A 22,373-nucleotide genomic window follows, 5' to 3' on the forward strand; every position below is an offset into this window, starting at 1 on the left:
TTATGCCTCCGCGATTATCGCTGCGCTACACCAAAAATATCGTACAGTGGGCTCAGGGAGATCATATTCACCAGAATAGAGGGGACTTCATTCTGGAAATACAATAGGAACACCATGAATGCAATGACGGATTTAATGGTTAATGATAAAGAAAATGCATTGAGCTGCGGACAAAAACGGGAATATAGCCCTAGCGCAACCTCTGTAATAAATAATGTCACCAAAATAGGGGCCGCAAGGATAATACCCTGTACCACTAATTGATTGAGCCAGCGCCCTAACGGCAAGCTATCGAAATGCGTAAAACCTGCGGCAAAGGGCATTAGTCGGTAGCTTTCTGCAAAGGTTTGCGCCAGTAACAACATTCCGCCCTGCGCCAGAAAGATCATCACGATGATATAGCTGACCAGCACCGACATCTCGGAAGACTCCACACCATTTGCTGGATCGATAGTGTCGCTAATCGTCGCCCCCCGCTGGTTATCGATAAGCTCACCGATAATGTTAGCGATAAAAAATGGCAAGCTAAGAATGAATGCCAGGATCAAACCGACCGTCAGCTCATATAGGATGAGTTCACTTAAAAATGTCTCTTCCCAATCGATTTCATGTGCTGAGAAGAAAGGCCACAGCCCTAGAGCCAGAAAGACAGCAACACAATTCTTAATAATGCCGCTGTTCAGTAACTTAGCACTTAGAAACGGCAAGAAAAAAAACACCGGTGCAATCCGTACCCAAGCGAGTAACAACTTCAACAGCCCTAGCTGAAAAGCAGAATAGAACGATACGTAAAACCCCAGCGCCTCCGCACTCATTAGCCGGTCCCCGCAGGTGCCAGTGCGATCGCCAGTACCTCAGTGGCATAATTCATCACCTTATCGGACAGCCAACCCGAGATCATAAATAACGATCCGAACACCGCTAACAATTTGATGCCAAAGGGCAGCGTTTGCTCTTGAAGCTGAGTCACAGTTTGAATCAAGCCCACTAATAAGCCGACAACCGTCGCGACAAAGACCGGAATTGCCGACAGCAGCACGATGAGCAGCATGGCTTTGTTACTGGCATATATAATTTCGTCCATCTGTTTATTACCTTACTAATGCTGCGCCAGTTCCATGTATTGCATAATCAGCCCCTTAGAGATAAGTGACCAACCGTCGATTGCCACGAACAAAATTAGCTTTACCGGAACAGAAATCGTGACTGGACTCATCATCATCATCCCAAGGGCGAGCAAAATGCTGGAGATAATCAGATCAATCACCACAAACGGTAGGTAGATATAAAAGCCAATTTCGAATGCTGACTTAATTTCACTCAATGCGTACGCCGGTAACAATGAGAATAAAGTCGGTTCAATGTCTTCTTCTACCGATGGGTCTTCACTGCGCCCCTGCTGCACTGACTCGAAAAACTTAAGCAGATCGGGGTCTGAGTATTTTTTCAGATACGCTTTATAGCTACCCAGCCCACCTTCAACAAAGTTATCCATCGACTCAACATTGCTGAAATCAACCTGTTCGGTGCGCATATATTGATGCACATCCTGAATCACGGGCATCATCACAAACAGTGAAAGCAACAGTGCTATGCCATTGAGTGCCATGGTGGAAGGGACTTGTTGCACACCCATGGCATTACGGACCATGATTAACACGACTGAGATCTTTAAGTAGCAAGTCCCCGCCGCGATAATAAAAGGCAGCAATGTAGAGAGTGCAACAATCGCCAATAAGGGAATATCGCTGGGAATGGTTGGCATAGACTTATGACCCTACATGGCCTTGGCACGCCAACTTTGTGACCTCCAGACCCAATTCATTATCGTCGCCGATATAAATAAGCTCCCCTTCTGCGATCAGTTGCTTATTGGCATAAACTTTCACTTCACGATCTTTATCTGCGCCTAGCTCATACACTGAACCTGGCTGAATAAGGGCCAATTCTGCTAATGGGATTTCACTTTGGCCTAACACAAAGGTTAATTTCACGGTGACATCACCCATATTGAAGGGGCGCGGTGAGTTCTCCGGCAGCACGTCATCCAACCTTGGCAAGGTATCTTCCTCCCCCGAGGCATAGTCAATATTTTCTTCCACCACGAATACTCCCTCTTGCTGTTTCTGAAAACGGGCTATCGCGCGGCCCGCTATGGTTAATTGCAATTGCAGTTGCTGAATACAGAGCACATCACGCAGCGCTAGCGTTTGTAATAAGCCAGCGCTGATGTAGCTGTATCCCAGTACCCAATCAAGCTGTTGAGTCACGTTTGACCCTATGTTCACTCGGGCAGGTGCAGCCTCAAGTTGGCGAATAGGTGACGCTAGCAATACGGTTCCTAGCAAAGGCTCCATCACTGTCAGCCAAGGCCGATTAATCACGCCGCCTTCAACAATCTCAACACTGTCCACGCGATATTCATTCGCGAAAAAAGTACAACCTTCATTTTTGTTCATGAAAACACTGACAAGACTCTGGGAATCCAATGCCTGCCAAGCGCAGGTGTTCAGCTCAGGCCAACGATGACAACACCACTGCTCAACAGGAATTAGCGCAGAGATTTTTTCAGTGGTGCTACCTAGCTGAGCGCGAAAATAAAGTTCCCCAGTTCGGGGGGTAATCGCACTTTTTTCTGGTTGATAGCGCTGTTGCCAGCGCATCACCTGAATATGAAGCGTGCTGAGTCGACGAATATTAAGCATGGTTATGCCTCGTCCTCTTGCTCAGCTTGTTGCTGCTCACGCCGCTCTTTATTTTGCTCATCATCGCGAAAACGCAGTGGGTTATCCGACGTCAGTAGATGGCGGTTTTCCTGTAGTGCTTGCTGAACTTCGGCACTAGTCGTCATGGCCGTCAGTTCGCCTGCCACCGATAATTCGAACGTCACTACCGGGCTATTTTTCCACTGAGTGAAGGTGTAACTCAGCGTACGGTTCCCTGCTTTCGACTCACCTTCAGTCACAAACGCCTCGGGTAGTGTCCTACTAGCCGCTTTAATTTCGACTGGTTCCGCGAACGAAGAAGACTGTACCGCCGGCTGTTGGGTGAACAGTTCAAGTGGCTGTTCATCACCTTGAGCACTCCCTTTTTTCTGCGCAAGTGGAGCAGAAGAGCTCAATTCACGCCCCAATGCCGATGAAGTCATGATGACCTCTTTGGGCGCTGCATCAGGCTGGCGAGCATTGACTGAGGTGTTATGCTCATTCTGTTTTTGCCCTTCAGCAGATAACGAGGCGGCGAATACTTTCGTCGCTGTCGGCTTATCTCGATTTTCTGAAGATAAGTCAGCCCGTGGCATAGCATCACTATCTTGTTGCATAACATCACTATCTTGTTGGATAGCATATGGCTGGGTGTCTGTTTTAGCAGCCACAGTACGTATCGGTGCTTTTTCGCGGCCAAACTCATCAGACATAGTGGGTTTAGCCGGCGTTTTCTCCCCCGTTTGGGGCTGGACTGCGACTTCGCTTTGCAGGGATGACAAAGATTCTCCGGCCTGAAAATGCTCTGCGTCAGGCAACAACGCGGTCTGCAACTTCAGTTGTGTGCTGAGTGGCATATTGTTCATGATCGTTACCGGAATAAGCATCGCCGGAGCGGGCTGCTCTTCCATCTTTTTTTTGCGCTGCTTAATTTTGTCTAGTAACTCTGCTGCTTGTTTTTCCGCTTCCCCCCGTATAAAGCTCACTTTCGGTTCATTATCACCACGCCGAACTTTTGACGGGGACACTCGGGCGGCGTCATCACACTTGAGATCAAATGCAGTGCTATTAGGTGCCTGTTTTATCGCCACCATATGTGGATAATTCCTCAATTTCGTATTGCTGTTGAAGGGCTAAATTTAACCGCAGTCTGGTACGTTCCCGCTTTAGATAACTTTGGAATTTCTCACACCGGTTATTCGCTTCTCTTAACCGTTGTTGTATCAACGGTTGTTGTAGCCCCAGTTTTTTCTGTTCCGACTTTAAGTTCTCCTGCTGGTATAACAGGCGGGCGACCTCTGCCAATAAGGCCGCCTTATGACGTTGCCGCTCAAAAAAAGCGTCACGAGTAAGCTCTGCGGACTGTTCATAAAGAGTGCTCTGGGCTTCCAGAGCGTGAACACGCATATGGATATCTTGCTGTTCTTGCTTCAGAGTCTGTATCGCACGCAGCAATGTTTGCCGCTCTTGCTTCACTCGCTCCAGCCTTCGCTCCGTCAAACTCAGCAAATTCTTGACCATTAGCCTGCCAACTCATGGATATGACTTAGCGTGCTTTCAAAATTGCCCGCATCCTCCATTGACTGTTGCAAGAACCCTTCGATTGCGTCCCGCTTATCCAACGCATGATCGTTGTCTGCATTCTCCCCACGTTGGTACTCACCGAGATCAAGATAAAGCTGTATCTGATCCAGCCGCCCAAGCATTTCACGTGTTTTGGCCGCCGCCTGACGATGGTGGGGAGTACTGACTTTGGAGAAAACGCGACTGATACTGTGCAGAACATCAATGGCGGGATAGTGGCCCCGTCCGGCCAGTTTTGAGTTGAGGTAAATATGACCATCAATAATCGAACGAATCTCATCCCCTATCGGGTCAGATTCTTCTTCACTTTCCAACAGAACAGTATAAAACGCCGTAATCGAGCCATGCTGTAATGCACCGGGGCGTTCCAATAAGAGTGGAAGTTGTTCGAAAACTGAAGCCGGGTAGCCACGTCGTGCCGGAAGTTCTCCAGCGGCCAGTGCCACATCACGCAAGGCACGTGCATATCGAGTCATTGAATCGACAAACAACAGCACATCTTGCCCTTGGTCGCGAAAATACTCTGCAATCGCTGTCGCCAATAAAGCGGCATTACAACGCTCTACTGCTGGGCTATCTGATGTGGCATACACTAAAATGGTTCGTGCACTGCGCGGTGATGCTTGCAGCTCATGGATAAACTCCGTGACTTCACGACCACGTTCACCGATTAATGCGATAACACAAATGTCCGCCACCGCATGGTTCATGATCATACTCATTAAGGACGTTTTACCACTGCCTGCAGACGCAAAAATCCCCATACGTTGCCCCCGTCCGCAAGTGAGCAAACCGTCGATCGCCCTAACCCCTGTCACCAAAGGCTCATTAACCGGACGACGCTGCTCAACGCCAACTGGCGGGCTATCAACTCGACGCAAAGTCGTGTGTGGGGGTTTCACTGTCGTCGCTTCACCGCTCAGAACACCGACTTCCTCTCCAACGGCGTTAAAAATCTTTCCTGCTAAGTGATCACCCATCTCAAAAACAAAGGGTTGACCAGTCGGGCGGATCACCACGTCGCGTGTCATTCCTTGCGCCCGCCCAATCAAACTTAATAGGGTCAAATTGCCTCGAAAACCGACAACTTGCGCTTTGGCAATGACTTCGCGCTGGCGTAAATCACGCTCAATCAGACATATCTCACCGATAAACACCCCTTGCAGCGGGGCTTCAATGAGGCAACCATGAATGCGCGACGGATGCGCGCAGGTTTCAAAAATTTTCATCGCTTAAGCAATTAGCAGTGTCATGAGCTGATGACTGCGCTCATAAAACTCTTCCAGACTGGCAGAGAATAACTGCGGGTCATTCATCGCGGCTTCTGGCATGACCGCGGAAAGGACAAAAGTATTATTGGTAATATTCAGCGCAGGTTGTCCAATTTGGAAATTGCGCGGTGTATATGACAATAGTTCGCTTAATAATGAGCCGCTCTTAGTATCGAAACCTGCGGCATGATATTCATAAAGATTGCTCCATAAAATAACATCATCACTCGCTAGGTCGACGTTAATGGGTGGCGACTCGTTCAATTCCAACTGAATCGTTGAGTGGCAATCCAGTTGAGAATTAATTAAGTCCTGACGCCCTTCATAAGATAAAAATGTATTTAATGCTTCGATAAACCGATATTTCATATTAACTCTCCTTTATACAGTTTTAATAACATTAACTTTCACTGTTTCAGAGATCTCATTAAATGAGAGAACCTCTAATTCAGGAAAGCGACTTTCAATGATTTTTTTCACAAAACGACGAATATCAACGGGAACCAGAACATTCATGTCACGGATTGATAAATAACTGTTTTCCAATGCCAGCGAAAATGCCTGAATAATTTCATCTGTTTTCGCGGGGTCAAGGTTGAGAAAACCGCCCCCTGAAGCTTGCCGAATCCCTTGACGAATCGCATCTTCAAACTGGGCATTGACCATCAGGACGTTCAAACGCCCGTCGGTTGCAAAGCGGGATGAGATATATCGGGCCATCGCTCCCCGAACATATTCGACTAACATCATGCCGTCTTTTTCTTTCGGGACCCACTGCACCAATGTTTCCAGAATCAACTTCATATTACGAATGGATATCTTTTCCATCAGCAATCGCTGAAACACTTCCGTAATTTTTTGGACTGTTGCGTGGCGATAGCACTCTTTTAATAATTCAGGGTATTTCTTTTCCAAATCATCGAGTAAGTTCTTTGTTTCTTGAATACCGAAGAATTCAGTAATGTGATGCAACAATAGCGTTCCAATGCAATCGATCATTTCTTGCATATCATCACGTACAATTAACCCTAACTGCTTAATCTCATCAACATATTTACCCTCAAGCCAAGAACTCACGACGCTGTTGTCATCACTATATTGAGTCAACTCTAACCCAAGATATTCCAGTTCATCATTAACAGTAAGAAGACGATAGCCGCCAAAACAGATATTATAACTCCCCGCCTGCACTTCATTAATAAGCACAATAATTTTGTTATCTGGCACCACCGGCGAATAGTTAATGGCAATATCAGGAATACGGTAGCCATAGCGAACAAAAATATCTTTCTTAATACGCGAGAGAAAATAATTTTCCTCTAATAGCGTCTTATGCGCTTGGCTCACAGAAATAATAATCGGTAGCGTTTCGGGGACATATTCATCTTCCGACTCTTGGCTTTCCCGTCGGGTCTCACCTTCAGCCACATCAGTACTGACTTCAGTTTCGCCTTGTTTTTCACTGGATAGCTGTTTTTTATCCTGGCGTTTTTGATAGATGCGATACCATAACAGCCCAAACATTAAGCCGGATAGCAGTAGGAATATATGGGTAGGAAATCCAGGTAGGAAGCCAATGGCCAGAACAATAATACCCGTGATCAGAATCGTGAAGTCTTTGGCGAACAACTCGGAAACAATATTTTCACCGAGATTTTTCTCATTTCCGCCCACTCGGGTCACAATAAAGCCGGCACTGATGGAAATAAGCAGTGCAGGAATTTGCGCCACGAGACCATCACCAATTGTCAACAAGGTGAAGGTATTAAGTGCGGTGGACATATCCATGCCCTGCTGCGCCATACCAACGGAAATACCGCCAATCAAGTTAACGAAAATAATGATGATACCGGCAATAGCATCCCCTTTGATGAACTTCATTGCACCATCAAAAGAGCCGTAGAGCTGGCTTTCGTTTTCCATCTCATTACGTTTCTCTTTCACTGTTGCTTCATCGATAACACCCGCGCGGAGATCAGCATCAATGCTCATCTGCTTACCAGGCATCGCATCCAGTGAGAAACGCGCCGCGACTTCGGCAATACGTTCTGAACCTTTCGTTATGACGATAAACTGTACAATCGTGACAATGGCAAAGACCACCATCCCAACGACCAGATTATCTTGAATAACAAACTGGCCAAATGTGGCAATAATATCGCCGGCATCTGCTTCAAGTAAAATAAGTCGACTGGTACTGATTGATAATGCCAGACGAAATAAAGTACTAATTAATAAGATGGATGGGAATGATCTAAAATCCAGTACCCGTGTAATATAAAACGACCCCATGAATATCAATACTGATATCATGATATTTAAGCCAATTAACAGATCGACCAAAATAGTCGGTAGAGGAATAATCAGCATTGCAATAACCATTACCATGATGATTAAAACCATCAATTCAGGACGTTTGCGAATATCTATTAATAGTCCGGTTATTTTATTCATAAAATGTTCTCTTTTTTATCACTTAATGCCCGTTGAGCTAAAGTCAATTCCATCGCCATAAGGTGATCCATGTTTTCTTTCAATTCGGTCATAAGGTGTTCGCGATCTTCTAACGACTGAAAAATGCCAGTCGGTAACGTGGAAAAAGCGATAATTAAAATCTGCAAAAAACGTGCTCGCATATCGCTACTTAATACGCAGAGTTGCTTTGAAAAAAAAGTCAGTAAACTTTCACTAAAACAGGCTTGGTCACGGATGCCGCTCGTAAATAATTGGCTCAGGGCTTTTTCACCATATTGACCAACAAAGGCGAATCCTGCGTGCAAAAAACGCTGGCGAAATATTCCATCGAGTGACTGCATTTCCCTTAAACATCGGATGCGATTAAAGAAGCGCCCAAATTCATTGACATTGACATTTCCCAGCGGCAATACCTGTAGGTCGCAAGCTAAAGCACGCGCTAGGTAGCGCATGATATTTTCACGTTCTTGTGCATCTTGCTCATCTGCCCATTGTTCATAGAGATAAACAACTGGCCCCTCGTAACTGAGAAACTCGCGATAGAGCATTCTCAGGTCACCTGCTGACTGCTGCATTCTTTGTGCAAAAGCTTTGGCAACCAGGGCGATGTTGACCCCTGCCTCTGCATTGCGGTTAATGTCTTCTGCTTCCAGTAATTCTCGCAGCTCATTAAGATGATCAATCTGTTTTCGCTTTAGGCGATTGCGATTAATCAATACCGCCAACGCCATGAGTAAATCACTGGGATCGGTAAAGTATTGAAGCAAAAATGCACGTAATTGCTGTGGCGTCATCAAGCGGCCATTCAATACGCCTTCTACATGAAGGAGTTTTTCATCCGCCTGCCCATCCAAAATACGTTCAGCAAAGCTCATCCACTCTTCTTTGTTATCCGCTTTCCCCCCACCGCGGCGAATGTGGCTTGCTGCTAACATGGACATCGACGCATATTCGCCGTTGTCATCAATCACACCCTGACCGCGCGAGGTTTCATCAGCATCATCACTGACCTGAGTCGAGGAAGCACTCTTGTCACGCTGGCCCACTAGAAAGCGGCTATTAATGCCAACCGGTCCTATTGCCATGGTTTGCTTATGTAATCTTGCAGGAACTTAACCGTACCGTTTAGCTGGCTATCTTGACGGTTCAGGCGTTCATTTTCAGAGAATTGGCGACCATCCCAAGATTCGTTTTCATCCAGTATCCGCGGCTGGATCAAGAAGATACGGATCATTTTCTGTTGGTTGTGCGCGCGGTATTTAAACAAGTTCCCCAGCACTGGAATGTCACCTAATAACGGAACCTGACTTTCGTTATCTTCAATCTGATCACGTGTATATCCGCCAATTAGCAGGCTACTGTCTCGTCCGATACGTGCGACGGTATTAATATTGGTGCGGTTAACCTGCGGTAATCCCTCTACATCCGCCACTTTCCCCGACTTATCGCGGCTGAGACCACCATCTTCAATGTTAACTTCCATTTCCACACTGTTACCGGCGGAGAGGCGCGGTAGTACGTTGATCATGGTGCCATAAGTCACCTGCTCCAAGGTCGCCACCCGCTCTCCCTCGACTCGCGTGTAGAAACTGGTGTTGTTATCAAACAGTGCTGGGACATTTTCCTGAGTCAGGATCACCGGGCGTGAGACAATGCGCGCATTACCGCTTTTACTGATAGCATCGATTTGAGCCAGAAAAGTCTTACTATCGGTCAAGGTGCTTCGGTTAAACGTCACCGCGCCGCCAGCGACACCTAAATTCCCGACTTCCCAGCGCACACCCAGATCATCCACTTTGCTGCGCACGACATCGATAATCCACAACGATAATTCCACCTGACTGCGGCTATTATCTAAGGTCTGTACCAGTTGACGAACATAGCGAATTTGGTCAGGGCTACCTTTCACCACTAAACTATTGCTATCGGGATAAGCCACCAAAGAAAATGGGCTTTTTCGAGCAGAAGAGTTGGCTATTTTTCTTGCCAAATCACCGCCCTCGTCAATGGATGGCGGCAACGGAAAACCGGCCTCAATTGGCTTAGCTTCATTTTCTTTCGGGTGAATCGTCAGATTATTTTCTGAAGCACCGTTATCGCCCTGAAATAGAGCATTCAGTGACGATAGCATCCCAGGAATGGTGACAGTCTGCCCGCGTTGGCTATAAGTACGATCGGTTACTGAAGAGTGCTTTAAGGGGATAACGGCTATCTCACCACCGGCTAAATCTTCCCGCTTAATGCGCTCGTCAAGATAGGCAGCAGCGGCACTAATCAATTCAACATATAAGGGAGGGCCTGAGACAAACAGTAAGCGGTTATCCCCTTGGGTACGGACAGGAAAACGCTTATCAAAGATACCGGTTTTCTGAATATAGTTGAGGACTTGTGCACTACCGGCGGCTTGAGTGTGGACGATGACACTGCGCATTTCGCTGTTGTCATACACATAAATACTCGCGCCATCGTCATACCATACCAATGCCATGCGGCGGGCCAGTGCTTTAAACATTTCATCGGCATTGGCCAGATTGAAATTGCCGGTCACTTTTTTTTCCGCCGCCAGCTTGCTAAGAATAATGGGTTTATTCAGTCGTTCAGCCACGGCATCAAACAATTTACCGACTTTGATATTACTGGCGACAAAAGAATCACTCAGGTCTTCTTGATCAACTGGCATCGCCGTCACCACATTGGCACTCAATGGGCTAATAGTGCCAGTCAATAAAAAGAGCGATAAGCAAATCGCTCCTCGGTAATTAAATTTCATGTAACATCGCCTCCAGGCGTCGTATTTCTGAAGGCGTTAACCCCAGTTCTTTTTTAATATCATTGGTAAAATGTGAAGCGGAACAATATCCAGCATCAAGTCCTATATTCAGGATTGAGGCTTCACTTTCGATAAGCCGTAATACAGCAGAGGCCATCCGAACACTCATCATTTTCTTCTTAGCCGTATTATTGAAGCTTTGTTTGTACAAATATCTGAAATACGCAGCAGACACACCATATCGCCCACTAAGGTAACTAATACTGACATTATTGACTTGCTCTGATGATGAAAGTAAGAAACTCATCATTCCGTAAGCTTCATATTTACGTAATGATTGACACCAAATATTGAATTCCGCTTGATGCCGCAACATCAAATCAGTAACAATATTATTAATTGATAGTTTTGCCGAATAGTCGGCAGGTTCGACAAAAATAAATTCTGGCCATGCTAAAGAAGCAGACGTTTCATTTTCTGTATTACGCAGCAATGATTTTCCCAGTGCTGAATCAATCGTGGCAATAATCTCGATTAAGTGTGCCAACGTGATGCTTTCCACAAACCAATGGTCCTGATTTCCCATTAAGCTATCGCAAATAAATAGCGAAGATTGGGTTATTGCAAACTCTTTACCTGAATAACGGGAACGAAACGTCAATGTACCGGACTTATTTGTCGGTATCGCCAATACGAGTTGATCTTGTAAGGATAGGCAGCGAGCCACTTGTTGAACTGAATTAAGTGGATCTACCGAGTTACATCGCACTGCCGAATCATCATTATCGTGTTGTCCTATCATTGCCCTTTATCTCTGTCGTTATTCAAGTGCGACAATGCTGAGCGATCATCACGACATCTCAAATGGAATAGTTCGGAATAGCCCGTACTACAGTCATTAATGCAAAGAGTCAGAATAAATAAGTTCGATTCCGCTGACAGAAAATTCAGTTTAGGGTCTACTCGTCACCAATTTGGTACAACGAGAAAAACTTATGAAGGACACGGCTAATAGCGTCTGTGTAATGAAAATTGCCAGTGGGCCACTCAATAGCAACGAATTAATGCTAAAAGTTGATAATCATCGAATCATTATTGGTCCGGAACAGCAATATCGGACTGAAACTAATGACGATGGGTTTACGACTTACTTTTTGCCTGGAGAGCAGGGCAACTATGAGATAGCGATCATTTCTGATGACAGCGAGGTATCGTCTGAAATCGGGACTGAGGGAGGGCTTTATCTTACTTTAAGCAGTGATTGCCTCGACATTAAGCAACCCATCATTTTTCAGGAGTTGATGCTCGCTGAGTATTTTCCGGTCTTGATTAAAATGTTGGAAACGCCTTGGAATGAGCAAGAGGTTTTACCCCTTCCGACACAAACGATCGCAGAAGATGAAACAGAGGGTACCTCTCGCAGCCCCATCACACAAAATAAGCCTCACCTTGCTTTTATGGCCGTTATTGTGTTGGCCGTACTTGCTGCCTTTACCGGCTGGCAAGTACTTACCTACAATACTGAAGCACGCAAAGTGAGAACACTGGAAACGCTGCTTCAGGGCAGTACTTCACCACTAACCGTCACAACCAGCGGGAATGGACAAAGCTTAGTGTTAGTCCAAACGCAGCGTGATCTGGATTGGAGCACACAACGTTTACTTAAAGAGCAATACCAAGAACCCGTTATCGTTAAAAAAATCAGTGCATTGGAAGAAGAAATTGAAAACCAATTAAGCGGTATTTTACCGGGGCTCTTAAAAGTCGATTTATCATTGCCTTGCCAACCGGTGATTCGTCGTTTGAATACTCACATTTCTGAATTGGATAATAAGCGTATTCAGCAAACACTGACCCATTTTGTTGCCTGCGCTACCCGCAGTGAAATGGAGCAATATTCATCTAAAGCGTTATTCGAAAAAGCGGAGCAAGGCTTAACGAAAAGTAATGTTCCTTGGCGAGTCGCGCATAAAAATAGTTCTCCCATTTTTATTATCAATGCCAATCTGAACGATAAGCAAACACTGTCGGCTATTAACTTCGCCGATGAATATACAAAAAAATGGGGGGCACGTCATATTCAATTTTCTATTTCTCTGACAACAGATCATATTGCGGGGAAATCGTTCGTCAATAACACTAACGGCTATGTGCTGTTAGGCAATAACCACTGGTATTTTAAGCCAGTATCATTCTAAAACCACTATTTAACAGCAAGGACTTATCATGCCAAATACTAATAATTCATCGGGTACTACACCCCCACCTGCAGTAGCCGCATCTCCATCTAGATGGACAGTGTCAAGTTATGAAGAATTTGACAACCAAAAAGACTCCTTGGGGATGGCATATCGTAGCGGTGCACTATTAAATGCCCGTGTTAATTCACTAGCCAAAGAATTGAAAGATGCACTTTCTGATCCTAACAATGAAATGGACAACCCGATTGTTTTGGCAAAAATATCTGCCCTCAATGGCCACTACAACGGAGTGCGTCAAGCGCAAAGTAATATTATGAAGTCAATTAAAGACACTTCTCAAGCCATTATTCGTAATATGTAACCATATCACCATTACGCAATATCACCTTTTCGTTAAAGGTCTATTGCGTAATAACCAAGGATTCTTTATGTCGATGTTTATTAATCTTACGCCAGCTATTTCGCCGGTTTCGGAAAGTCTGACGCCATCAATGGGCATAAATAGCCCTGTTGAAGATCGCGTCAGAAGCATGTTTGCCAGTTATAGTGTGACAGCAAGTCATGAAAAGGCGGCCATTATTAATCAAGTCAACAATGGGGATGCAACAAACCCCGCAGAGTTATTACAGTTACAAAATCGTGTTGGTAATTATAGTCTCGCGATCAATATGATTAGCACACTGACCCACAAAAGTGTTTCCGCTATCGATACTGTATTAAAAGCCCAGTAAATCATGAATAGGCTAAATAAATTATTGGTCATTGCTGCTCTTGGGCTATTAGGCGGTTGTGATAACCAAGTACTGCTCACGGAATTAAGCCAGCGCCAAAGCAATGAAGTGCTGGCCGTTCTACAAGAAAATGGTGTGGAAGGAACACGCAGAGAAAATGGCAAACTTGGGAGTTCAATCAAAGTCGCACGTGGCGATTTTGTCACTGCTGTCGATTTGTTACGTCTGTATAACTTACCGTCTAAAGAACAGGTGGAAATTATTCAAGCTTTTCCAGGGGACTCGCTTGTGGCTTCACCTCAGGCAGAGCGCTCACGCTTGCTTTCATTAATTGAGCAGCGCTTGCAACAGTCGTTGTTGACTATCCCTGGTGTGGTAAACGCCAGAGTACATGTGAGTTATCCTTTAAATAGCAATAACCGGACCAAGCAGCTTCAACAAGTTTCAAGTCTAGTGACCTATGCTGGAAATGAAGATCCAAAACAGATGATGAATAAAATCAAATTATTCCTCACCAACAGTTTTACAGAAGCCAGCTACGATAATGTCTCTGTGGTTGTGGTTGAACGCCCACCATTGCAGCGCCAGGTCAGTCATGAACCGAAATCATCGCTGTTACCCGTTCTATTGGCCTCCTTTGCGGCTACTTTGGCAGCCGGTATCAGCATTCTATTGCTACTTCGCCGCCGCAAGCAGCAGCAGAGTAATACTGAAAAAATGCCCTCAGTCAGTACAGAGCAAAAATCATGACAGTGCCTTCTTGCCAGTCAAACTTCACTTGCCAGCATGAAATTATGCTGGCACCTGGGCATTACTTTCATGTGGAGCACAGCCAAGTCGATTACCTTGCTCTACCACCGCAACTACAGCAAGCCCACAATCATCGTTTGCTGATGCAGTATCAACTCCCGATGCCAGATAAAAATACGCTGATGTTGCCAGATTTTATGGCTAACAGATGGACGGATATTCCTAAAGTCGCCTGGGCATTAGGGATGCTCATGCATCCATTACCACTTCCGTGGTGGGCAAAGACCTCCCAGTATGCTGGGCTGCATCACCATCTCAGCGACGATTTCCGACAACCACAACAGGAGCCGTCAACACCACAAAAGCTCCTCACCGCAGGTGCGATTCAAATACTGGCAGGGCTGGCACCCTTTGGCTCTGCATACACCACGCGTGCCAGTTACATGTTCAGTTCCGCAAGCCGAGAATTAATGAATGTTCCAGTGAAAAAGGCTCTCCCCTGGAATGTAATAGAAGGAGCTTTCCGTTATGTCCGAGAAAACTGAATTCGATGTACAGCAAACCGCACAAGAGAAGGTGCTCATTAAGCATCAAGTGATGAAAGCATCACGTTTTAAGAAGATGCTGACAGAGCAAGCCCGAAAAAAAACGGCAGAGACCTGCCAATTAGCACAACAAGAAGCCAATGAAATACACCGCGTTGCCTATCAGGAAGGGTATCAGCATGGGCTGCAAAAATTATTAGCGGATCTATTGCAGGGGCTAGAGTCCAGTCAAAATCAGTATCAGCAGATGTTGCTCCGTAGTGAAGCGAAGTTGCAGACGCTGTTGGCGGACATATTCGGTGATATGCGAGTTTATGAGATTGTCAGTGAGCACTTTATTCAGCTCCATCCTGAATCGTCACCGATCCAGATATATCTTCCGCCCGCATTGCTGCAAAAACTAAAACCTGCACTGGCGCAGAAACAACACATCACTGCCCTCGCGAGTGAGAAAACCAGCATTGCACTGGAAATCGATAATGAAATCCTTCATTTTTCGCCAGAAAGCGCAGTGCAAAGTACGCAGCCACACATTTTCACCCCTTCAGTACGCTGTACAATTTTACAGTCTAAAAAGGACATGTACCGCAATCTTTCTGAACAACTGAGCCAATCAGGAGCACTCAATGACAATAACGACGCTTCACTCTGCATTGAAAATAGCAGCAGCCCCAAACTCGAAGCCTGAACCCAACAGCAATAATATCCATCTTCGTATTAGGCAAGCATGGCAAGGAAATGCATCGGAGAAAACAGAAACGGCGAAAACAAATCAGCCAAATGTTCAACCCAAAATCTCCGCAACAGAACAATCAACTATTGATAAGTTCATTGAAAGTATGCACTCCACACATGAAAAGAAAGATCTCTTCATTCTTCTCAGTAAACAACTAAGGGGGTTATCGGCAGCAGAACGCGAGAAATTTATTAGCGGATTAGTCAGTACGCTAAAAACATCTGAGCAACCCAGAGACCAAACGTTGCTGAAAGAAAAATTTAACCCTGCATATTCGATGTATATTGCAGGCGGTATATTTGTCAACCAGATGAATCAAGAGTCACTCTCAAAAATCGGCCAAATGCCAAAAGATGAAGATGACGACGATTCAGATGAAATTTAAAATGAATTTATTATGAAAATTATTACTTACGTTCTATTAGCTATTATTCTTCTGAGTTCATTTGTTGCCCAAGCGTCCTGCTTATCTAAAGCTTCCGTTCGCTGGAATGTACCAGAAATCATTCTCGAAGCCATTATTCAACAAGAGTCTAGTGGACAACCTGAAGCCCTTAATCTTAATAAGAATGGCAGCTATGATTATGGGCTAATGCAGATTAATTCAATTAATTTTGAAAGCCTTAAGTCAATAGGCATTATTACTCATGAGAAGATGTTGATGCAGCCTTGCATCAACATCCAAGCTGGCGCTTATTTGCTGAGTCAGAAGTTTACTAAGTATGGCTATAGCTGGCGAGCAGTCGGAGCTTATCACTCAGAAACTCCTCATCACAGAGATAACTATGCTAATAAAATCATGGCAATAGTCAAAAACACCCCAACCTTACCCTATAAAACGACATCACTATTGGTATCCTCCACAACATTCTGATGCCTTTTTGCGCCGCAACAAAGAGAACACTCAAATGGCCTGTGGAATACTCTCCATAGGCATAGAGAGTACTCTGTTTAATGCGTGAAATAAGACTATCTTAGTGGGTTACCATTGAGAAGCATACATATTGGTTGTATAAGATACGCCAGAAATTCAGCAAACTTATACAATCAGGAAATTATCATGATCAACGATCAAACCACTTCATGTATTACTGTGTTATGCGAAGATGTTATTTTTAACCCATTAAAACGGACACTTTCTCGTGAGAGTAATACCATATCTCTTTCAGAGAGCGAGTCTTGCTTATTAAAAATGTTGCTGGAGAACACCTGTAGCAAAAGAGAGGTTATGTATGAAATCTGGGAGAAGCGCGGCGTCATTGTTACGGAGAGCAGTTATTATAAGCTGGTTAGACAATTACGCAGTTCGTTTAAGAAAGCAAGTTTAGACGAAGGGCTAATTACGACGTTACCAAGAATTGGTATTTTATATACCGGAACTAAAAAAACGCACATTGATTATAAGGCATCAATAGACACTACGCAGCGTAACAACAAGCCGCAGAGAAGTATTATCGATAAAGCCATTACATTCGGTACGTTTGCTATTGCTGCTGGGTTTTCTTTTTTATATGTCTTAACCGTAGGATAACACCATGTACGCCCTTAATATTTCTGCTAAAAACTATTTCCGATGCCTAATTCTATTTATAACAGTCACTTTATCCGGCTGTGCTCATATTTCTGAAATGGGCTTAAGCAATAAAGGTTCTTATATTGAAGGAAATATTCAGAATTTTAATCAGAAAATACCTGAAGATGCCACAGTAACCTTATCAGTAACGCAGAGTAACATGGCGGGAGAGAAGGAATTCCCTTTCCGTGATTATATTTTTCTGACTCAATCGGAAAGTAAGAAAATTCCATTTCGCTTAGCGTTACACAATGAGTTATCCTCTTTGTCATATCAGCTCAGTATCAGTGTCAGGGTAGAGAAAGACGGAAAACTTATTATGATGAGCGATAAGCTAACACCGCTCACGCATCAACCCGATAAGAAGTTAACACTGATAGTGCACAACAGTTAGCATTACCTCTTTCCTGAGGCTTCAATGGTACAAACTAGCACGTTAAAAATAGCAATAGTAGAAGATGAACCTTTCAGCCGGCTGGCCCTAAAAGAGATTTTAATAAAGTTCCCTTATCACCATAAAGAACCGCAGCGCCAAGTTATTTACAGTGAATTATCGCTTGACGTTGTAGGTTGTGTCAGCAATGCATCTGAGCTTATCGAGCTACTCAAAAACAATGACGATATCGAAATGTTGTTGTTAGATTATTCGCTCAATGCATTAGATACTGAAGTTGACCAATCACTTTCTCAAGATGGCGCTGCACTTATCAAGCGCCTTCTGCAACTGCGCCCTGAATTAAAAATCATCGTGCATACAGCCCATAAAAGCTTAGCTGTCGCACGTATTGCCTGGCAAGCAGGCGCTTGGGGATTTGTTCAGAAGAATAGTGATATTCAGGAACTCTTTTTTGCCATTTCATATATTTATCGTGGTAAAAAATTCTTTCCCATTGAGTTGGCTGCCATGTCACAGCCAGCTGAGCCTGAAAATCGTCACAGCTTAACCGAACGTGAAACCGAAGTGTTGAGGATGTTGCTCAATGGCGTGAATCAAAAAGAAATTAGCATCCTTTTGAATATTAGCTTCAAAACGGTGTCCAATACGAAAACGCGAGCCTTTAAAAAGTTAGGCTTCACTTCAAATGCTGATTTCTTTAAATATGCCCATGAAATACTTCTATAAAGTTTATCTTACGTTAACCCTATTACTGCTGCCAGTTGCAAACAGCTATGCAATAAAGAACATTGTGTTCTCTCCAGAAGAGCAACAGTATATAAAGGATCATCCTGTTATTAAGTATGGTATTTCCCCGCGCTTCTTTCCGATTGAAGATCTTAATAAAAATGGCGAGCACATTGGATTAACGCGTGATTTTATTGACTTAATTTCCACTGCGACTGGCGTAAAGTTTCAGGTAGTCCCGAGTAACAGTGCAAATAGTACATTTCTAAACCTGCAAAACGGCGAGATCTCACTCATCACCAGTACCTCTGCCATGTTCGCGTATGACAATGGTCTGGTCAGTAGTCATCCGATTTTCTCCACTTGGCCAGTGACCGTGACACGCAAAACATCGCGTAATATTACTACGCCAGAAGATCTCATGGAGGGGCGAGCAGAGGGGCGTATCGCCATAACAGACTATTCGTCATTGGTTGAATGGTTTATAAATCGGTATCCCGGCGTCAATTACAAAGTGGCGACTGCGCCAGAGGAAACTATCGGTGAAGTCGTACGTGGGCGTGCGGCTGCGGCAGTCGTCCTCTCACCGACTGCACTTTATTATATGAACGTCGTTTACCCTGGGCAGCTAAAAATGTCCTACCCCAACAACGCCAATATTTCGCTGGTGATGGTTGCTCGCCCAGATGATCAAATTCTGATCGACATTATCAACAAAGTCATCGCCTCAATTTCACCAAAACAACAAGCAGAACTCACCTCGAAATGGATTATCGGTGAAACCGTTTCTGTTCAAAATAACACTCGCTATGCCTACATTCTAGGCGCGATCTTAATGTCTCTGCTGTTGATCGTACTTTATCGTTACCAGCGGTTAAGAAAAGAACTCAAGCTGCTGGGTTCAAAAAATAACTTAGAATTGTCTGTGCTTGCTCACGAATTACGAACACCACTAATAGGGATTCTGACGGCCTGCGAAGGATTGGTACTCAAAACCCCGTCAACCAGCCAACGAGACCGACTGTCTAATATTATTCACGTCACACAAGAGTTATTGAACAATCTCGATCTATCGCTAGATTACGCCAAAATCAATGCTGGCTCAGTAAAGCAGAAACCACGACCACACATATTGGCGGAACTGTGTGATACCACAGCTAAGCTCTTTGCCAGTTTTGCCGAAACTCACGGTACGACACTTCAGGTTCGTTACTTATCGAAACAGTGTTTTTTACCGCACTTAATCGATAGCACACTCATTTCCCAAGCGCTGAACAATATTGTTAATAATGCGATCAAGCACACCCGAGGTGGCATGGTGTTGATTGAATGTGCATTAGTGCAAATTGACAGTAAAAATATGTTCAGCATAGAAGTTACCGATACCGGTACGGGAATACCCCACAAGGTATTAGCTCGACTTTCAGAGCCGTTTTATCAAGGTAAGCAGCATCGTTCAGATAGTGATCCTCTGCTGCCCAAAGGAACTGGATTGGGATTATTTGTCGCGAAGAAGAATATCCATCTCGTGGGTGGGCATCTTGGTATTGTCAGTAAGCCTGGCATCGGTTCGAGGATAAGATTCGGCTTCCCCATGATCCCCGCTCATTATGAAATTGAAAATCCATTGCCTGAAGAGCTATACGTGATTCTGCCAGCAGACATTGCGCCATCATCATTGAGCGAAGTCACTCAGATCCTTGAAGGCTGCGAACTTCCCTATTATCAACAATCTGATCCACTCCTCAGCTCGTTAAGTGGCCCTGCGGTTCATATGACGTTGGATTTCACGAAAAACCACTGGTTGCTTTCGAATCGAGTGGGGGCTTGTACGACGGTACCCTGCCCTGTTTATGCTTCTGCTCTCTATTTGGCTATCGCAAGCCTGTTTGCTGAAGAGCAGCAACAGGATAGTGATAACAACACACCAGAAGAGCCCTTCCCCTCAGTCATGACTGAATCACGTCGCCTATTGGTCGTCGAAGATGAACCTCTGCTGCTGGAAGTACAATATGAATTGTTCAGTAGTTTAGGCTTTCAGGTTGATGCGGTGGCTGATACTCAACAGGCATATCAAAGTTGGTTACAGCACCACCACACTATCATCGTGACCGACTGCCGGTTAGATGAAAGTGATGGCTTCGAACTGGTACTTCACCTCAGAAAATTGATGCAAGATACCGCAGAACCGATATTAATTATCGGTCAGTCAGCGTCATTGAAAGCTGAAGATGCGCAGCGCGCTCGCGAGGTCGGTATGGATTACTTACTGCAAAAACCTATCGCACGTGAGCAGTGGCAACAATTGATACGAGATTATTTTACCTCTGAGGACAAGAGTGATGTCTGATTCCACATTTAGCGCACGCTATCGCGCCAGTTTACGTGATTATCTCTGCAATATTGAGGAAATTGTCAAAACGGGGGATCTAGCTGCAGTGCAAAAAATAGGTCATAAGATGCTGGGGTTATGCCAGCTTTTTGGCACACCTGAACAAGTGTACTTATGCGAACAACTTGAAAATGCGAGTGACCTCGTGACGTTGAAAGAAACAGTATCCCAATTTTATGCGCAAATAGACCATGCTTAAACCGAAGGTAAAAGGTTAAATTACGGCGGCTCGTTCCTCGGAAAATGATAGTGGCTAATCGAAGAATATATTAGCGTGACCTTTTGTTAATTTCCGAGGTCAATAGCATGTGCGCAACTAGTGTCAACCTTAATAGTAATACCACCAAGATTCTCATCACACCAATATCTCGTACGAATAGCCAACCAACTGATCATTTATCGAACACCAATGGTGAATGTGTAAGCAGGATCAAAAGAATAAAAAGCATTACTTCTAAGATACCGACTGAAAATGAGAACACAGAAAACGCAGCGAATGTAAATAATACAAAGAAAGGCTGCTCAAGTTTCTTTTCTAAACTCTTATCGAAACTCATTATTACAATCGGCCACTCTGCTAAAAGACAAAAGAATGCAATGTCCAATCTAGAGAGATCCATTGATTACTTTAACAACAATAAGTCTTTTCTGACGCAAGAAGGGATATTCCGAAAATCTAATCGTTTAAGCGAAGAGAAAAAAGTCACTCAGGCTTTAAGCATTAATGATGATAACAAAAGGATGGAGGCATTTGAAGGTATTCATAATCCTCACATTTTTTGTTCAGTAATCAAAAAAAATCTCCGGATGGCATTAAGCCTTACCGATAAAATCACCATGAACAAACTAGCTGAAGAATTTAACAAAAATAAAAGTGATATAAAGACGCTTCCCATAATGAGCGAACTTCCAGTACCAATACAAAAAATATTACCGCTGCTGTCCAACGTGGTTGATCACCAGAAGTCTAACAAGATGACAGCATTAAACCTAGCAACCACAATCACGCCAAACATAATGCCAAAACTAGTCGTTACCAAAAAGAATAATAGGGAATTGATTTCGGAAAAAGTGGGTAAGCAAAATATTTTCATGGAAGCTATAATGACCAAATACATGGCAGAAAATACTGACATCATCAATAAAATAAGTCCAGATAAGTCATCCGCTACCGAAAAATCAAACCAGAATAACAAGTCCACTACAAATGAAAATCACTTAGATAAACCTATACCTATTGAAAATAATTGGTCTCTGTTAAAAGACATCGATAAGGAACTGTCAAATAATGATAGCAACCACAAGAGTCTAACTTAATGACAAAACGCCAAAAAGCTAACAGTATCCTTACCAATTATGTTCATTAACCCTACCCTGCTATGAAGAATCAAGTCGGTACAGTCACTGCGTAGTGCGATCACTGTGTAGACAATCACTGTGTAGACAATAGTTGAATAGCAGGTTGCGGATTATTCAGTAATGGAAAAATAAAAGAGTAGCATCTGTTAGCTTAAAGA

The 22,373-nt window shown here is 44.2% G+C and carries 26 protein-coding genes; 14 read left to right on the forward strand and 12 right to left on the reverse strand.

Annotation, left to right across the window (positions count from 1 at the left end; translation table 11 throughout):
- Positions 1 to 14: 14 nt before the first annotated feature.
- From sctT to BN68_RS12165, 12 genes are read right to left on the reverse strand one after another with little or no spacing between them, the layout of a single operon-like run.
- On the reverse strand, positions 15 to 815 hold the full coding sequence (gene sctT, locus BN68_RS12110) for a type III secretion system export apparatus subunit SctT (RefSeq protein ID WP_019211425.1): 801 nt from the start codon (positions 813 to 815) through the stop codon (positions 15 to 17).
- Positions 815 to 1,084: a type III secretion system export apparatus subunit SctS gene (gene sctS, locus BN68_RS12115; protein ID WP_019211426.1), complete on the reverse strand. Its 270-nt coding sequence runs from the start codon at positions 1,082 to 1,084 to the stop codon at positions 815 to 817. Before sctS ends, sctT begins: the two co-directional genes overlap by 1 nt.
- A 15-nt stretch (positions 1,085 to 1,099) precedes the next feature.
- Positions 1,100 to 1,756 carry an EscR/YscR/HrcR family type III secretion system export apparatus protein gene (locus BN68_RS12120; RefSeq protein WP_186375636.1) on the reverse strand — a complete coding sequence of 219 codons (657 nt, stop codon included), beginning with the start codon at positions 1,754 to 1,756 and terminating at the stop codon, positions 1,100 to 1,102.
- Positions 1,757 to 1,769: 13 nt separating this feature from the next.
- On the reverse strand, positions 1,770 to 2,705 hold the full coding sequence (locus BN68_RS12125; RefSeq protein ID WP_019211428.1) for a FliM/FliN family flagellar motor switch protein: 936 nt from the start codon (positions 2,703 to 2,705) through the stop codon (positions 1,770 to 1,772).
- A gap of 2 nt (positions 2,706 to 2,707) precedes the next feature.
- Positions 2,708 to 3,799 carry a SpaN/EivJ family type III secretion system needle length determinant gene (locus tag BN68_RS12130; RefSeq protein ID WP_019211429.1) on the reverse strand — a complete coding sequence of 364 codons (1,092 nt, stop codon included), beginning with the start codon at positions 3,797 to 3,799 and terminating at the stop codon, positions 2,708 to 2,710.
- Positions 3,774 to 4,226 carry a hypothetical protein gene (locus tag BN68_RS12135; protein ID WP_019211430.1) on the reverse strand — a complete coding sequence of 151 codons (453 nt, stop codon included), beginning with the start codon at positions 4,224 to 4,226 and terminating at the stop codon, positions 3,774 to 3,776. The genes BN68_RS12130 and BN68_RS12135 overlap by 26 nt, the downstream gene beginning before the upstream one ends.
- A complete protein-coding gene (gene sctN, locus BN68_RS12140; RefSeq protein WP_019211431.1) occupies positions 4,226 to 5,518 on the reverse strand; it encodes a type III secretion system ATPase SctN in 1,293 nt (430 codons plus the stop codon). Before sctN ends, BN68_RS12135 begins: the two co-directional genes overlap by 1 nt.
- Before the next feature lie 3 nt (positions 5,519 to 5,521).
- Positions 5,522 to 5,929, reverse strand: coding sequence for an InvB/SpaK family type III secretion system chaperone (locus BN68_RS12145; protein ID WP_019211432.1), 408 nt, complete (start codon positions 5,927 to 5,929; stop codon positions 5,522 to 5,524).
- Between the two features lie 12 nt (positions 5,930 to 5,941).
- Positions 5,942 to 8,014: an EscV/YscV/HrcV family type III secretion system export apparatus protein gene (locus BN68_RS12150; protein WP_019211433.1), complete on the reverse strand. Its 2,073-nt coding sequence runs from the start codon at positions 8,012 to 8,014 to the stop codon at positions 5,942 to 5,944.
- Positions 8,011 to 9,120, reverse strand: a complete 1,110-nt coding sequence (gene sctW / locus BN68_RS12155; RefSeq protein ID WP_019211434.1) for a type III secretion system gatekeeper subunit SctW — start codon at positions 9,118 to 9,120, stop codon at positions 8,011 to 8,013. The genes BN68_RS12150 and sctW overlap by 4 nt, the downstream gene beginning before the upstream one ends.
- The gene (gene sctC, locus BN68_RS12160; protein WP_019211435.1) at positions 9,111 to 10,805 is read right to left on the reverse strand and encodes a type III secretion system outer membrane ring subunit SctC; all 1,695 of its coding nucleotides are present in this window, start codon (positions 10,803 to 10,805) and stop codon (positions 9,111 to 9,113) included. Before sctC ends, sctW begins: the two co-directional genes overlap by 10 nt.
- Positions 10,795 to 11,607 (reverse strand): helix-turn-helix domain-containing protein, encoded by an 813-nt coding sequence (locus tag BN68_RS12165; RefSeq protein WP_019211436.1) that lies wholly within the window; start codon positions 11,605 to 11,607, stop codon positions 10,795 to 10,797. Before BN68_RS12165 ends, sctC begins: the two co-directional genes overlap by 11 nt.
- Before the next feature lie 193 nt (positions 11,608 to 11,800).
- Between BN68_RS12165 and BN68_RS12170 the strand changes: the two genes are divergently transcribed.
- From BN68_RS12170 to BN68_RS12240, 14 genes are all read left to right on the forward strand, one after another.
- On the forward strand, positions 11,801 to 13,003 hold the full coding sequence (locus BN68_RS12170) for a PrgH/EprH family type III secretion apparatus protein (protein ID WP_042806659.1): 1,203 nt from the start codon (positions 11,801 to 11,803) through the stop codon (positions 13,001 to 13,003).
- Between the two features lie 28 nt (positions 13,004 to 13,031).
- The gene (locus tag BN68_RS12175) at positions 13,032 to 13,367 is read left to right on the forward strand and encodes an EscF/YscF/HrpA family type III secretion system needle major subunit (RefSeq protein WP_051144546.1); all 336 of its coding nucleotides are present in this window, start codon (positions 13,032 to 13,034) and stop codon (positions 13,365 to 13,367) included.
- A gap of 67 nt (positions 13,368 to 13,434) precedes the next feature.
- A complete protein-coding gene (sctI, locus tag BN68_RS12180) occupies positions 13,435 to 13,737 on the forward strand; it encodes a type III secretion system inner rod subunit SctI (RefSeq protein WP_019211439.1) in 303 nt (100 codons plus the stop codon).
- A gap of 3 nt (positions 13,738 to 13,740) precedes the next feature.
- On the forward strand, positions 13,741 to 14,487 hold the full coding sequence (sctJ, locus tag BN68_RS12185) for a type III secretion system inner membrane ring lipoprotein SctJ (RefSeq protein ID WP_019211440.1): 747 nt from the start codon (positions 13,741 to 13,743) through the stop codon (positions 14,485 to 14,487).
- Positions 14,484 to 15,032, forward strand: a complete 549-nt coding sequence (locus tag BN68_RS12190) for a hypothetical protein (RefSeq protein WP_019211441.1) — start codon at positions 14,484 to 14,486, stop codon at positions 15,030 to 15,032. The genes sctJ and BN68_RS12190 overlap by 4 nt, the downstream gene beginning before the upstream one ends.
- On the forward strand, positions 15,016 to 15,720 hold the full coding sequence (locus BN68_RS12195) for a hypothetical protein (protein WP_019211442.1): 705 nt from the start codon (positions 15,016 to 15,018) through the stop codon (positions 15,718 to 15,720). The genes BN68_RS12190 and BN68_RS12195 overlap by 17 nt, the downstream gene beginning before the upstream one ends.
- A complete protein-coding gene (locus BN68_RS12200; RefSeq protein WP_051144547.1) occupies positions 15,659 to 16,153 on the forward strand; it encodes a hypothetical protein in 495 nt (164 codons plus the stop codon). Before BN68_RS12195 ends, BN68_RS12200 begins: the two co-directional genes overlap by 62 nt.
- A gap of 12 nt (positions 16,154 to 16,165) precedes the next feature.
- On the forward strand, positions 16,166 to 16,642 hold the full coding sequence (locus BN68_RS12205; RefSeq protein WP_019211444.1) for a lytic transglycosylase domain-containing protein: 477 nt from the start codon (positions 16,166 to 16,168) through the stop codon (positions 16,640 to 16,642).
- 186 nt (positions 16,643 to 16,828) lie between these two features.
- Complete coding sequence (locus BN68_RS12210) at positions 16,829 to 17,299, forward strand: winged helix-turn-helix domain-containing protein (RefSeq protein WP_019211445.1); 471 nt, start codon at positions 16,829 to 16,831, stop codon at positions 17,297 to 17,299.
- A 4-nt stretch (positions 17,300 to 17,303) separates the two neighbouring features.
- A complete protein-coding gene (locus BN68_RS12215; RefSeq protein ID WP_019211446.1) occupies positions 17,304 to 17,735 on the forward strand; it encodes a hypothetical protein in 432 nt (143 codons plus the stop codon).
- A 24-nt stretch (positions 17,736 to 17,759) separates the two neighbouring features.
- On the forward strand, positions 17,760 to 18,464 hold the full coding sequence (locus BN68_RS12220) for a response regulator transcription factor (RefSeq protein ID WP_019211447.1): 705 nt from the start codon (positions 17,760 to 17,762) through the stop codon (positions 18,462 to 18,464).
- Positions 18,424 to 20,814 carry an ATP-binding protein gene (locus BN68_RS12225; RefSeq protein WP_019211448.1) on the forward strand — a complete coding sequence of 797 codons (2,391 nt, stop codon included), beginning with the start codon at positions 18,424 to 18,426 and terminating at the stop codon, positions 20,812 to 20,814. Before BN68_RS12220 ends, BN68_RS12225 begins: the two co-directional genes overlap by 41 nt.
- A complete protein-coding gene (locus tag BN68_RS12230; RefSeq protein WP_019211449.1) occupies positions 20,807 to 21,055 on the forward strand; it encodes an Hpt domain-containing protein in 249 nt (82 codons plus the stop codon). The genes BN68_RS12225 and BN68_RS12230 overlap by 8 nt, the downstream gene beginning before the upstream one ends.
- 107 nt (positions 21,056 to 21,162) lie before the next feature.
- Positions 21,163 to 22,173, forward strand: a complete 1,011-nt coding sequence (locus tag BN68_RS12240) for a Rho GTPase-activating protein (protein WP_019211450.1) — start codon at positions 21,163 to 21,165, stop codon at positions 22,171 to 22,173.
- Positions 22,174 to 22,373 lie beyond the last annotated feature (200 nt).

The organism is Yersinia massiliensis CCUG 53443 (assembly GCF_000312485.1).
GTDB lineage: Bacteria > Pseudomonadota > Gammaproteobacteria > Enterobacterales > Enterobacteriaceae > Yersinia > Yersinia massiliensis.